This is a genomic window from Spongiactinospora sp. TRM90649 (assembly GCF_029382225.1).
Classification (GTDB): Bacteria; Actinomycetota; Actinomycetes; order Streptosporangiales; family Streptosporangiaceae; genus Spongiactinospora.
The window spans coordinates 1-12939 of sequence record NZ_JARLTC010000025.1 but is presented as its reverse complement, the minus strand read 5'-3'; the positions used below and the strand labels follow the sequence as shown (position 1 = coordinate 12939).

Annotated in this window: 14 protein-coding genes; 11 read left to right on the top strand and 3 right to left on the bottom strand. The window is 70.1% G+C overall.

Features of this window, described 5'->3' with window-relative positions; translation table 11 throughout:
• The first annotated feature begins 27 nt into the window (after window positions 1-27).
• Genes P3X83_RS25815 through mnhG form a run of 6 tightly spaced genes read left to right on the top strand, consistent with a single transcriptional unit; the run spans window position 28 to window position 6198 of the window.
• The gene (locus tag P3X83_RS25815) at window positions 28-2940 is read left to right on the top strand and encodes a Na+/H+ antiporter subunit A (protein WP_277307803.1); all 2913 of its coding nucleotides are present in this window, start codon (window positions 28-30) and stop codon (window positions 2938-2940) included.
• The gene (locus tag P3X83_RS25810; RefSeq protein WP_277307802.1) at window positions 2937-3524 is read left to right on the top strand and encodes a Na(+)/H(+) antiporter subunit C; all 588 of its coding nucleotides are present in this window, start codon (window positions 2937-2939) and stop codon (window positions 3522-3524) included. The genes P3X83_RS25815 and P3X83_RS25810 overlap by 4 nt, the downstream gene beginning before the upstream one ends.
• A complete protein-coding gene (locus tag P3X83_RS25805; RefSeq protein ID WP_277307801.1) occupies window positions 3521-5065 on the top strand; it encodes a Na+/H+ antiporter subunit D in 1545 nt (514 codons plus the stop codon). Before P3X83_RS25810 ends, P3X83_RS25805 begins: the two co-directional genes overlap by 4 nt.
• 22 nt (window positions 5066-5087) lie before the next feature.
• A complete protein-coding gene (locus tag P3X83_RS25800; protein ID WP_277307800.1) occupies window positions 5088-5588 on the top strand; it encodes a Na+/H+ antiporter subunit E in 501 nt (166 codons plus the stop codon).
• Window positions 5585-5848, top strand: a complete 264-nt coding sequence (locus tag P3X83_RS25795; RefSeq protein ID WP_277307799.1) for a monovalent cation/H+ antiporter complex subunit F — start codon at window positions 5585-5587, stop codon at window positions 5846-5848. The genes P3X83_RS25800 and P3X83_RS25795 overlap by 4 nt, the downstream gene beginning before the upstream one ends.
• Window positions 5845-6198, top strand: coding sequence for a monovalent cation/H(+) antiporter subunit G (gene mnhG / locus P3X83_RS25790; RefSeq protein WP_277307798.1), 354 nt, complete (start codon window positions 5845-5847; stop codon window positions 6196-6198). The genes P3X83_RS25795 and mnhG overlap by 4 nt, the downstream gene beginning before the upstream one ends.
• 35 nt (window positions 6199-6233) lie before the next feature.
• On the opposite strand, the gene P3X83_RS25785 is transcribed toward mnhG, so the two are convergent.
• Together P3X83_RS25785 and P3X83_RS25780 are read right to left on the bottom strand one after the other, a co-directional pair.
• Window positions 6234-7184: a carbohydrate kinase gene (locus tag P3X83_RS25785; protein ID WP_277307797.1), complete on the bottom strand. Its 951-nt coding sequence runs from the start codon at window positions 7182-7184 to the stop codon at window positions 6234-6236.
• Between the two features lie 757 nt (window positions 7185-7941).
• On the bottom strand, window positions 7942-8574 hold the full coding sequence (locus P3X83_RS25780) for an RloB family protein (protein WP_277307796.1): 633 nt from the start codon (window positions 8572-8574) through the stop codon (window positions 7942-7944).
• A 95-nt stretch (window positions 8575-8669) separates the two neighbouring features.
• Between P3X83_RS25780 and P3X83_RS25775 the strand changes: the two genes are divergently transcribed.
• Window positions 8670-9086 (top strand): hypothetical protein, encoded by a 417-nt coding sequence (locus P3X83_RS25775; protein ID WP_277307795.1) that lies wholly within the window; start codon window positions 8670-8672, stop codon window positions 9084-9086.
• A gap of 175 nt (window positions 9087-9261) precedes the next feature.
• On the opposite strand, the gene P3X83_RS25770 is transcribed toward P3X83_RS25775, so the two are convergent.
• A complete protein-coding gene (locus P3X83_RS25770) occupies window positions 9262-10248 on the bottom strand; it encodes a LysR family transcriptional regulator (RefSeq protein ID WP_277307794.1) in 987 nt (328 codons plus the stop codon).
• A gap of 109 nt (window positions 10249-10357) precedes the next feature.
• Between P3X83_RS25770 and P3X83_RS25765 the strand changes: the two genes are divergently transcribed.
• The 4 genes from P3X83_RS25765 (at window position 10358) to P3X83_RS25750 (ending at window position 12877) form a co-directional block, all read left to right on the top strand.
• The gene (locus P3X83_RS25765) at window positions 10358-10711 is read left to right on the top strand and encodes a DoxX family protein (protein ID WP_277307793.1); all 354 of its coding nucleotides are present in this window, start codon (window positions 10358-10360) and stop codon (window positions 10709-10711) included.
• A 103-nt stretch (window positions 10712-10814) separates the two neighbouring features.
• Complete coding sequence (locus P3X83_RS25760; RefSeq protein ID WP_277307792.1) at window positions 10815-11288, top strand: carboxymuconolactone decarboxylase family protein; 474 nt, start codon at window positions 10815-10817, stop codon at window positions 11286-11288.
• Between the two features lie 171 nt (window positions 11289-11459).
• Window positions 11460-12107, top strand: coding sequence for an HAD family hydrolase (locus tag P3X83_RS25755; protein WP_277307791.1), 648 nt, complete (start codon window positions 11460-11462; stop codon window positions 12105-12107).
• A 92-nt stretch (window positions 12108-12199) separates the two neighbouring features.
• Window positions 12200-12877 carry a helix-turn-helix transcriptional regulator gene (locus P3X83_RS25750; RefSeq protein WP_277307790.1) on the top strand — a complete coding sequence of 226 codons (678 nt, stop codon included), beginning with the start codon at window positions 12200-12202 and terminating at the stop codon, window positions 12875-12877.
• The last annotated feature ends 62 nt before the right edge of the window (window positions 12878-12939 follow it).

Sequence of the window (12939 nt, the reverse complement as noted above, 5' to 3'; positions counted from 1 at the left end):
GGGCGGGGGCGTAGGTGATCTGAGCGGATGCTGCTTGCCGTGGCCGCCTTCTTCGCCGCGGCCGTGCTCGCCCCGGCGGCGGTACGGGTGCTCGGACTGCCCGCGTTCTGGCTGGTCGCGCTGGTTCCGGCGGCGGTCACGCTGTGGGCGCTCGCCGTACCGACGCCGCGGAGCGAGGCGATCGCCTGGGCGCCCGGCCTGCAGCTCTCCCTGGCCTTCCGGATGGACCCGCTCGCGCTGGTGATGACCCTGGTGGTCGCCGGGATAGGCGCGCTGATCCTGGTCTACTGCGGGCGCTACTTCATCCCGGGCGAGCAGGGGCTCGCCCAGTTCGCCGGGGTGTTCACCGCGTTCGCCGGGGCGATGCTCGGCCTGGTGCTCGCCGACGACCTGATCCTCCTCTACGTCTTCTGGGAGCTGACCACGGTCTTCTCCTACCTGCTGATCGGCTTCGACGCCGAGGACCGCACCAGCAGGCGGGCCGCGATGACCGCCATCGTGGTCACCACGGCGGGCGGGCTCACCATGCTCGCCGGCCTGATCACGCTCGGCCTGGCGGCGGGCACGTTCCGGCTCTCGGAGATCCTGGCCGCGCCGCCCGCCGGAACGGCGGTCTCGGTGGCCCTGGTGCTGATCCTGGTGGGGGCGCTGACCAAGTCGGCGCTGGTGCCGTTCCACTTCTGGCTGCCCGGGGCGATGGCCGCGCCCACCCCTGTCAGCGCCTACCTGCACGCGGCGGCGATGGTCAAGGCCGGGGTCTACCTGGTTGCCAGGCTGGCCCCGGCGTTCGCCGGCGACCCGGTGTGGCGGCCGATCGTGCTGGTCTTCGGCCTGGCGACGATGCTGGTCGGGGCCTGGCGGGCGCTGCGCAAGTACGACCTGAAGCTGCTGCTGGCCTTCGGCACGGTGAGCCAGCTCGGGTTCCTGGTGGTGCTGGTCGGCGCGGGCACCCGGGCAGCGGCCCAGGCCGGGCTGTACATGCTGGTGGCGCACGCGGTGTTCAAGGCGGCGCTGTTCATGGTGGTCGGCGTCATCGACCACGGCACCGGCACCCGCGACCTGCGCAAGCTGCACGGGCTGGCCAGGGCGATGCCGGTCACGTGCGCGGCCGGATGCCTGGCGGCGGCGTCGATGGCGGGCATACCGCCGCTGGCCGGGTTCGTCGGCAAGGAGGCCGCGTTCGGGGCGTTCGGCGGCGACGGCCGGGTGCTCGCCGTGATGGTGGCCGGGACGGCGCTGACCGTCGCCTACAGCCTGCGGTTCGTCTGGGGCGCGTTCGCCACGAAGAAGATCCCCGGCAAGCTGGTCGTGATCGACAAGGTGCTGCCCGACCGGCCGCCCACCGAGGTCGTCACCGACCTGCGGCCCGACGCCTGGCGTCCGGTCAGCGAGGTCCACCCGCCGGTGGCCGGGCTGGCCTGGCCGGTGGTCGTGCTCGCCGTGCTGAGCCTGCTGCTCGGGGTGGCCGTGCCGCTGGTCACCCCGGTGTTCGCCGCCTACGCCGCGGCCTTCCCCGCCGGGCCCGACGACTCCTCGCTCGCGCTGTGGCACGGGTTCACGCTGCCGCTGCTGCTCTCGGTGGTCGCGCTGGCCGCCGGGGCGGCGTTGTTCGCCGCCCGCCGTCCGGTGGCCTGGGCGCAGGCCATGCTGCACCCGAGGGTGGACGCCGAGCGCAGCTATCGGCTGATCATGCTCGGCGTGGACCACGCCGCCGACCAGGCCACCCGGTTCACCCAGCGCGGCTCGCTCCCCGTCTACCTGCGGTACATCCTGTTCGCGCTGCTGCTGCTCCCCGGCGGCGCGCTGATCTCCGGGCTGCCCTGGACGGGCGGCCTGCGCCCCTGGTACGTCCCCGCCGAGATCATCGTGGCCGGGCTGGTGTGCCTGGCCGCGTTCGCCACCACCCTGCAGACATGGCGGATGCCCGCCGTCATGTGCGCGGCCGTCACCGGCACCGGCACGGCCACCATGTTCGTCCTGCACGGCGCGCCCGACCTGGCCCTCACCCAGTTCCTCACCGAGGTGGTCACGCTGGTGGCCTTCGTGCTGGTGCTGCGCAGGCTGCCGCCGCGGTTCGTGGAGCGTCAGTACGGCGGGCTGCGCCGGTTCAACGCGGCGCTCGCCGTCGCCGTCGGCGTGGCGGTCGCCGTGATGGGCCACGCGGCCATCAACGCGCGCAGGGCCGCGCCGATCTCCGCCGCCTACCCCGAGGCCGCCGCCGAGGCGGGCGGCACCAACATCGTGAACATCGCCCTGGTGGATTTGCGCGCCTGGGACACGATGGGGGAGAGCTCGGTGCTGCTGATCGCGGCGGCCGGGGTGACCGGGCTGATCTTCGTGCGCCGCCGTCCCCGGCTGGTGCGCGCCCACGAGGCCACCGGCGGCGCCTGGGCGCTGCCCGGCCAGGCCGGCTTCAGCGAGCCGGAGGACGTGCGGCCGGGCACCACGTGGCTGCGCGGCAGCGAGACGCTGGCCCCGGAACGCCGCTCGATCATGTTCGAGGTCGTCGCCAGGGCGCTCTTCCACCCGATGCTCGTGCTGTCCGTCTACCTGCTGTTCAGCGGGCACGGCACCCCGGGCGGCGGGTTCGCGGCCGGGCTGGTCGCCGGGCTCGCGCTGACCGTCCGCTACCTCGCGGGCGGACGCTACGAGCTGGCCGAGGCGATGCCGGTCGGCGCGGGCGTGTGTCAGGGGGCCGGGCTCGCGCTGATCGTGATCGTCGGCCTGGCGGGGCTCGCGCTGACCGGCAGCGTGCTGCGCGAGGCGCTCTTCGACTGGCACCTGCCGGTGCTAGGCGATGTCCACTTCGTCACCTCGCTGATCTTCGACATCGGCGTCTACCTGGTGGTGCTCGGCGTGGTGCTCGACATCCTGCGCGCCATGGGCGACGAGCTGGACCGCCAGGTAGAGGAGAGCGGCGAGGAGGTGATCACCCCGTGATCGGCGCCGACCTGGTGGTGATGGCCACGGTCGCGACCCTGGTCGGCACCGGGATCTTCCTGCTGCTGGAGCGCAGCCTGACCAGGATCGTGGTCGGCGTGGTGCTCGTCGGCAACGGCGTCAACCTGTTCATCCTGCTGTCCGGCGGCGTCACCGCCCGCCCGCCCATCCGGGGCCTGTTCGGCTCCGAGCCGATCAGCGACCCGCTGCCGCAGGTCATGGTGCTCACCGCGATCGTGATCACGCTGGCGCTGGTGGCGTTCCTGCTGTCGCTGGCGCACCGGGCCGTCCAGCTCACCGGCGACGACGAGGTGCGCGACGACGAAGAGGACCGCAGGGTCATCTCCCGGGTCGAGCGCGAGCTGGCCCGGCACCGGGTCCGCGAGGAGCTGGAGCGGACCCGCAGGATCCAGGCCGAGCACGGCTTCCGCGCCGGACTGCGGGCGCGGCTCGGGCTACGCGGGACCGTCCGCAAGGAGCGCAGACGCCTGCGGCGCAGGATGCGCGAGGAGTGGGAACGCCAGATGGCCGCCGACGATCCCGAGCGCGCCATCGACACCACGATGGGCGATGACTCGCCGTGAACAACGTCCTGGTCCCGCTGCCCGTCGTGCTGCCGCTGCTCGCGGCCGGGCTCCGGCTGGCTCTCGGGCAGCGGATCATCCACGTGCAGCGCGGCATCAGCGTCGCGGTCATGGCGGCGGTCGTGGTGATCGCCGCCGTGCTGGTCTACCAGACCGACCAGTACGGCCCGCAGACCATGCACCCCGGCGGCTGGCCCGCCCCCATCGCGGTGATGCTCGTCGTGGACCGCCTGGCCGCGCTGATCCTGCTGGTCTCCTCGGTGATCACGCTGTCCGTGCTCATCTACGCGATCGGCCAGGGCGCCGCCGACAACGACGAGACCACCCCACTGGCGATCTTCCACCCGTCGTTCCTGGTGCTGCTCGCCGGGGTCGCCGACGCCTTCATGGCGGGCGACCTGTTCAACCTCTACGTCGCCTTCGAGATGTTGCTGACCGCCAGCTACGTGCTGATCACCCTGGGCGGCACCCCCGCGCGGGTGCGGGCCGGGATGACCTACGTGGTGGTCAACCTGCTGTCGTCGGTGGTCTTCCTGCTGGCGGTGGCGCTCGTCTACGCCGCCACCGGCACGCTCACCATGGCGCAGATCGCCACCCGCCTGGAGGCGCTGCCGCCCGACGTGCGACTGGTGCTGCAACTGTCGCTGCTGGTGGCGTTCGGCATCAAGGCGGCGATCTACCCGCTGTCGGCGTGGCTGCCGGACAGCTATCCCACGACGCCGGCGCCGATCACCGCCGTGTTCGCCGGGCTGCTCACCAAGGTCGGCATCTACGCGATCATCCGCACCCAGACGCTGCTGTTCCCCGGCGGCGGGCTGACCGTGCTGTTGCTGGTGGCGGCGGCCTTCACCATGCTGGTCGGGATCCTGGGCGCGGTGGCGCAGACCGACATCAAGCGAATGCTGTCCTTCACGCTGGTCAGCCACATCGGGTTCATGGTGTTCGGGATCGGGCTGGCCTCGCGGGAGGGCATCGCCGGGGCGATCTTCTACACCGCGCACCACATCACCGTGCAGACGACGCTGTTCCTGGTGACCGGGCTGATCGAGCGGCGCGGGGGGAGTACGTCGCTGGAGCGGCTGGGCGGGCTGGCGCGGGTGGCGCCGCTGGTGGCGGTGTTGTTCTTCATCCCCGCGATGAACCTGTCCGGGATCCCCCCCTTGTCTGGATTTATTGGGAAATTGTGGTTGCTGCGGGCGGGGGTGGCGGCGGGGACGCCGCTGGCGTACGCGCTGGTCGGCGTGGCGCTGCTGACCAGCCTGCTCACCCTCTACGCGATCTGCTGGGTGTGGAACCGGGCTTTCTGGGGCGACACCGGCAGACTCCCCGAACGCGGCCAGATCATCGAGGGACGGCGTGGCCTCAGCGGCACCGGCATCGTCGCCACCGCCGCGCCCGGCTCGATGGCCGGGACCACCGCCGCGCTGATCGCCTTCGCCACCGCGTTCACCGTGGCCGCCGGGCCGCTCGTCGCCTACATCGACCGGGCGGCCGGGGAGCTCCTCGACCGCGCCCCCTACATCACGGCGGTGATGTCTTGATCGTGCCGGGGGTGCCATGAAGATGGCCGGGCCCGTGGTCGGGATGGCGGTGGTCTGGGTGCTGCTGTGGGGCAGTCCGACGCCCGCCAACGTGCTGTCCGGGCTGGCCGTCGGGGTGCTGGTCACCGGGTTGTCCCGGCTGCCCGTCGTCGGCGCGGGCGCCCGTCCCCGGCTCGGCGGCTGCCTGCGGCTGCTCGGCTGGTTCACCATGGACGTGGCCCGCTCCGGGGCGCGTGTGGCCTGGCAGGCCGTCCGGCCCGGGCCGCCGCCGGTCAACGCGATGATCGCGGTGCCGCTGCGCACCACCAGTGACCTGACCATGGTGGTCACCGCCATGGCGCTGTCCGCCCTGCCCGGCAGCCTGGTCATCGAGGTGCGGCGGTCGAACCAGACCCTCTACGTGCACGTGCTCGGCATCGAGGAGCAGGGCGGCCTGGACAAGGCCCGCGCCGACGCGCTCGCCCTGGAGAAACGGGTGATCCGCGCGATCGGCACGGCACACGACAGAAGCGAGGTCCTGTGACAGTCGTTGTGGTGGTCTGCGGCGCGATGATCGGCGTGGCCGCGCTGCTGGCGCTGATCCGGCTGATCACCGGCCCGACCCGGCTGGACCGGGCGCTGGCGCTGGACGTGCTGATCGCGGTCACCGTGGTCGGCATCGGCCTGGAGGCGTCCTTCCACCGTTACACCGCCACCCTGCCGATCCTGCTGGTGGTGTCGATCGTCGGATTCGTCGGGTCCGTGTCCGTGGCCCGCTTCTCGTTGCGGAGGAACAGCGAGTGACGGTGCTGAACGGGATCATGGACGTGCTCGCCGCCCTTTTCCTGCTCATCGGAGCGATCTTCTCGCTCACCGCCGGCATCGGCCTGCTGCGCTTCCCCGATCTGCTGTCCCGCCTGCACACCGGGGCCAAACCGCAGGTCATCGGGTTGATAGCCACACTCGTCGCGATCGGCTTGAGCACGCGGACGCCGTCGGACATCGGCATCCTCGTTCTCGTCGCGATATTTCAGCTCATGACCGCCCCGGTGGCCGCCCACATCGTCGGCCGCGCCGGCTACCGCTCCGGCAGGATCCGCGAAGACCTGCTCGTCGTGGACGAACTGAGCCGCGACCTGTCCAACCCCGGCTGATCTGTTGGTCGCGGTGGCTTGGGGGCCGGGACGGCTCAGCCCATCGGCAGCCGGTCGCCCCACGGCGGATTCGCGCCCGCGACCGAGCACGTCAGCGCCGCGACCCTCGCCGCGAAGCCCACCGCCTCCCGCACCTGCTCGATCGACAGGCCGGGGAGGCGCCCGCCCAGCAGGCCGTCCTGCCCGAGCGCGTGCAGCAGCCCCGCCGTGAACGCGTCGCCCGCCCCGACGGTGTCCACCACCGCCACAGGGAACCCGGGCACCACGACACGTCCCCCGCGCAGCGACGCCACCGCCCCCTGCGCGCCCTTGGTCACCACCACCAGCGTCACCCCGGCGGCATGCCACTCGTCGCACGCCCGCTCGATCGACATCCCCGGATACAGCAGCGCCAGATCGTCCTCGCTGAGCTTCAGCACGTCGGCGATCGCGCACCAGCGCGGCATCCGCGCCCGCAGATCGTCCAGCGACACCAGCGGCAGCCGCACGTTGGGATCGATCGACACCGTCACCCGCCTGCGCGCCGCCGCCGCGAACTCCTCGATCACCCGCCCACCCGGCGTACGGCCCAGCGCGATCGACCCGGTGTGCAAGCACACCGAGGAGTCCAGCGCGTCCGGCGGCAACTCCTCCGGCGTCCACTGCCAGTCGGCCGTGGCCTCCGCGTGGAACGAGTACGCCGCCCTCCCGCCGGAGTCCAGCGTGGCCACGGCCAGCGTGGACGGCTCGACGGCCCGCACGCTCCGCGTCAGATCCACACTGGAGGCCGCCAGGCGCTCCCGGAAGGCCCGCCCGAACACGTCATCCGCGATCCGCCCCATGAACCGCGTCCGCGTACCGAGCCGCGCCAGCGCCACCGCTGTGTTCGCCGGACTCCCGCCAGGATGGACACGCAGGGTCAGCGCCCCGTCGGACCGCGGCCCGGAGGCATCGGGAAAGGCGTCGGCGACGTTCTCCCCGAGGACGGTGACGACCCCTGCGGCCATGCGTGCTCCCCTGCGCTCTAACAATGGACCCCGACCACTCTGGCACAAGCGTCACAAGCACTCTCACCTCTTTCTTCCCTCACTTCCGCGCTCCTCGCCACGAATTCCCCCTACCGTCCCCCCGGATCCCCGCCCGTCCCTTTTCAGAAAGCGTTGTCCCATCACCTGCGAGTTCCCTTTCCGCGCATACGCCGGCCCCGGCCTGCCGTACCACACCGCACGCACACCCTGTGCCGGCCCGAGGGCCGTACCCCGCACCGCCGGAGGACCGCGCTACCACTGAGTGCCGCGCTGTCGCGCGCCCAATGGGCCTCGCTTCGCTCGGACGAGCTTTCCTAGGCCGGGCTTCGCCCGGCGCTCGCGCCCCCAGCCGGCCACCTGGACATCAAGAGCCATTACGCCACCGCCAAGCTGTATGCCAGACTCCCGCCGTCGCACCCGGTGCCACCCACCAGGCCGCTTCCTGTCTGTCCTCCGCACCGGCCGTTCCGGCCTGCGACCAGCGCATCCCGTATGCCGTGCCCAGCCGTCGTGCTCGCCGTCGTCCGCTGCCGCCGTGGTGCGCGCTGTCGCGCGCCTTATGGGCCTCGCTGCGCTCGGACTGCTCTTCCCCAGGTCGGGCTTCGCCCGACGCTTGCGCCGCGCCCTCGTCGCCTGGACAGCTCAAAGACGCCACCACTGATCGCACCTCGCCGGAGGCTGGAATCCCACGCTGGATGGACCCACCTGGCGTGCGCGCCATCGCATCTGGCGTTACTCACCTGGCCGGTGGTCTGTCCGCGCCGAGGGCCCTGATCAGGGCAGACATGGACGAGGACGGGTTGTCGTCCGGGGACTGCGTCTCGTTGCGCACATGGCGTTTGGTCAACTGGTCGGCGCGCTGGGGACGATGTCTCGCAGGGGCGTTGTAGCGCTCCGCGGCGATCCGTTTGCTGGAGCGTCCGTCCAGGTGGCGGCTTCTGCGGTCGGCCGCGTAGGTGTTCAGGAAGCCCGTCTGATCCTCGAAGTGCAGGATCAGCCACAGTTCGAAACAGGGATTCGAGATCGCCGGCTTGATGCCATGCTCGCCGGCCAGATGAACGGCCTGCTCTCGGTTCGGGTGGAGTGGCCATTCGACGTCGAATACGCACCGGCATTCATCGACTTCGTCATCGCGGCTGCGATCGACGGCCCGTCGTGCCAATGTCAGCGGCACGCCCTGCGGCGGGTCGATCTCGATTTCCGCCGACGTGTTCGCACGGATCTCCGGAAGGCGTTTCAACGATCCGATGTAGTGCGGTTCGGGACGCCTCGCCTGCGCAGAATATGACGACCGTCTTCCGCTCCGGGCGCTTGGCCGCCGTATGCCGCAGGTCCTTTCCCGTTGCCCTTCACGCCCGCATACCGCCACCTCCCTCGGCCGGCTGAGGGAGGGCGGCAGGGGAGGAGCGTCCCGGACGGGTGACCCGTCTTGGGCTTGCGCGGCGCCTTCGCTAAGGTCCGGGGATGTCCTCCATCCGGTCCGTCGTTTCGCTGCTGTCCAGACAGGTGTGTCTTCGAATTCCGCTTCTGGTCGGCATGATCGTTCTCGCCGGTTTCATCGGTGCCGTGCTCGCCTACTTCCTTCCTTATGGCAGCAAGTCGCCTACGCTCGAACGCGGCACTGTTGTGGGCGTAACCGCCGACGCGTCGCAGATCGCCTTTCATCCTGATGGAGCAACTGGACTCCCCCGTGACGAGGGCCACGGATACGTGGTCAGCGACGTGGAGTGGATTGACCGTGAAGGACAGCGGCACAGTGGCGGCATCCCGCCCTGCATCAAGCCCGGCACTCAGGGGCAGCACGTTGAGTTGGCAACCATCCGGGTTCGCACCGAATCCGGCGGTTACTCCACAATCGTCGCCTGGGTTCAGTGCTTGTGACACGGCTCGCGCTCCAGGAGTCAGGGTGGAGAGTGGACGATCTCTCGCATCGGACGTGAGGGACCCATCCTTGCTTTGCCGGAGGACGGACCCCTACCAGCGCTGATCTGAAACCGTGATCGCGAAGTGCCACGGGAGTACTTGCCCGATCAGGCCCAGCGCGCGATAGAGATCCTCAAAGACAGGTGTCCGTCTGCGGCGGCCGCGCGCTCAAGCCTTGGTCGCGGCCGGGCTTCGAGGCTTCCGGGGCTTCCGATGGGGTCGAATCGGAGTGGGTGGTGGCCTCTCGGCAGCAGTGGACGAAGTCGCGGATGATGGGGTCGGTGTCGGCGTCCGGTGGCCAGGCGACGGCGACCTCGCTGGGGGTGACGCCGGTGACGGGGCGGTAGACGACGCCGGGGCGGGTGTAGAAGCGCGCGGCCGAGGCAGGGGCCAGGGCGATGCCGTAGCCGTTGGCGATCGCCTGGAGCCAGTCGTCGGGCTGGTCGGTGGTCGCGCCGACGCGTGGGGGCCTGCCGTCGCGTTCGTCGGTGGCCAGCCAGTAGTCGCGCCACGCGCCCGTCTCCGGTGGGGCCGCGACGAACGGCTCGTCCAGCAGTTCGTGGAAGGCCACTCGCGCACGCGCGGCCAGCGGGTGAGCGGCGGGCATCGCGACCCAGCGTGGTTCGGTCAGCAGTACCCGCACGCGCCAGGCGTGCTGGCCCGGGAACGGCAGGCGCAGCAGTGCCACGTCCGCCTCGCCGTCCGCCAGGCCCGCCGTCGGGTCGGACCAGGTCGCCTGCCGCATCTCCACGCGCCACCCCGGCCGGACGCTCCTGAAACGGGCGACGATGTCCTGTGTCGCCTCGTTCGCGGCGCTCGCCAGGAATCCGGCCCGCAGTACTCGTGCCGCCCGGCTCGCCGCGCCCTTCGTCTCGCGCGCCGCCCGGTCGAAGGCCGCCAGCAGGGCCGGTGCGCGTGCCGCGAGCGCCTGCCCCGCCTCGGTGAGCGCCATTCCCGCGCGCGAGCGCGTGAACAGCTCGACTCCCAGCCGTAGTTCGAGCTGCCTGACCTGCTTGGTCAGCGCGGGCTGGGACACGAAGAGGCGCTGGGCGGCGCGGGTCAGATTCCCCTCCTCGGCGACCGCGACGAAACAGCGCAGCAGCCGGGTGTCGACATCCATTCCAACAGGTTATAGATGCAGCTATTGGACGCGGCGTCGAGGGCTTGGCGAAGCTGGAGATCACGGTATGCCGGGCACATCATCGGACCAATGGGAAGGAACCACTCAGGTGTTCATCGCCTACGTCGTCGTGACGGTCGTCACTGCCGCAGGGAACCTCAGTGCGGCCGTCGCCGACTTCGCTCGCAAGAAGTGGATCCTCGAAAACATGACCGCCTACGGGATCCCGCACTCATGGATCATCCCGCTGGGCTGGGCCAAGGGCCTGGGCGCGGCCGGGCTGCTGGTGGGCTTCGCCGTCCCGCCGATCGGACTGGCCGCCGCGATCGGCCTCCTGCTGTATTTCGCCGGAGCCATCGCCACCGTCGCCCGCGCCCGCTACCACAGTCACCTGATCTACCCGTCGATCTTCCTTCTTCTCGCCGCCGCCACCCTCGTGCTCCACCTCGCGGCCGCCCGCTGACGCGGTGCGGCCGGGGGAGACGCGGATCACATTCCCCCGATGTCACATCCTGCGGGGCCGGCGGGTCAACGCTGTGAAGGATCGACACGAGAAGGAGATCATCATGGAAGCCCGGCTGAACTACTTCGCCAGTCCGTTCGCGGCCAAGGTCATGAAGCGCGTCAACGCGGTGGGCGCGGCGCTGTCGGAGACGACGGTGCCGGTCCTCACCCTGGAACTGATGCGGCTCCGCGCCAGCCAGATCAACGGCTGCGGCTACTGCGTCGACATGCACACCAAGGACGCCATGGAGGCGGGGGAGACCGCGCAGCGGCTTCACCTCGTCGCCGCTTGGCGCGAGGCCACGGTCTTCACCGACGCCGAGCGGGCCGCCCTGGAACTCGCCGAAGAGGGCACCCGCCTCGCCGACGCCGCCGGTGGCGTCAGCGACGAGGTGTGGGCGAACGCCGCCAAGCACTACACGGAGGACGAACTCATCGCGCTGGTAGGCGTCATCGCGCTCATCAACGCCTACAACCGCATGAACGTCATGGTCCGGCAGCCCGCCGGCGACTACGTCCCCGGCCAGTGGAGCTGACCACTCCTCTCGGGCCATCGGCTCCGGAGGGCGGCTCGCCCCCTACGGCGAGCCCCCTCCGCCCGCCCCGTCCCCTTTGACGGCGTCTGCCCTTCCGTAGATGAGGAGTCGGCCGACTCGGCCGCGGAGTGATCGAACCGGTGAGACGGTTGGTCGCGTAGGCTTCGCGTGGTGAGGTGGACCTTCGCGTTCGACGTGGGGGAAACGATCGTTCGCGACGACCGATACTGGGCGTCCTGGGCTGATTGCCTGGATGTGCCCCGCCATACCTTGTCTGCGCTTGTCGGAGCCGTCGTTGCTCAGGGACGCGACAACGCCGATGCGATCCGGTTACTGCGTCCCGGAATCGACCTCGCCGTTGAGTACCGCGCTAAGGAAGCCGCAGGCAAGGGGGAGGTTCTGGAGGAGATCGACCTCTACCCGGATGTGCGCTCCACGCTGACGGCGTTGCAGGACGCGGGCCATCGCGTCCTGATCGCGGGCAATCAGACCATCCGTGCGGGCGAACTGCTGCGCGCGCTGGATCTGCCCGCCGACGCGATCGCCACATCAGGCGAGTGGGGCATCGCCAAGCCGGACCCCGGATTCTTCCGCCACGTGCTGGAACTGGCCGACTCCCGCCCACAGCACGTCGTCTACGTCGGCGATCATCCGGCTCATGACACTCGACCGGCGCGGGCAATGGGGCTCCGCACGGCGCATATCCGGCGCGGCCCATGGGGCTTCCTGTGGGCCGATAGTTCGGATGCGGCCGACGCCGATTGGCAGATCAGTTCACTGGTCGAGCTTATCGACATCGGGCATATATCGGAAAAGTAGACCTGGTCCCTCAAGTTTGAGGAGAGGTTCTCTCCCAGCGAGCGCTCTATGCCGATATATTCCAAGCGGTCGGCGTTCGAACTGGAGCCATAATGCCTGCTGACGCCCGTAGTGGGATAGGTAAGCGTATTTCGTATCATCGTCGTGTCGCCCGCATGACACAGGAACAGCTAGCTGATGTCGCGAACATTCACATTGGTACTCTCCGGAAAATCGAACGTGGAGCGCGCGGAGCCGGGGATAACGTCATTGCGGCGATCGCCACCGCGCTTGGTATCGATCCGTCCCATCTGGTTGCCGATCGCGCCGAGGCCGGTACTCCGATACGGCGAGCTCTTCCGGCCATCTCCGCGGCCATCGCCGCCTACGATCTGCCGGAGGACGGCCCAGTACGCCCCATCAGTGATCTCACCGAGGCGGTCGGCGCCGTACAGAGGTGGCGCCTGGCGTCCCAGTACGGGCAGATCACCTGCCTCGTGCCCGGCCTGCTCACCGAACTTTTTCGCGCGATGGCGACGTCGCCCGGTAAGAATCCGAACACTCCGGCGCTGGTGGTGTCCGCATGCCGATCTGCGGACGCGGTGGCCTACAAATTCGGTGCCCATGATCTTTCCGCGCGTCTCATCGATGTCATGCGATGGGCCGCCGGATACACGAGCGACGACCTGCTCGACGCGGCCATCGCCTACGTCCGCACAGAGACCTTCTTTGCCGCTCAGGCGCATGTGGCCGGAATGCGGGCACTTGAAACGGCCCTAGGAGCTGTTTGAGGTTCGGATCTAGGTGAGGTCCGGTGGCGGGCCGGCCGTGGCTGGTAGAACCTCGGATGTGG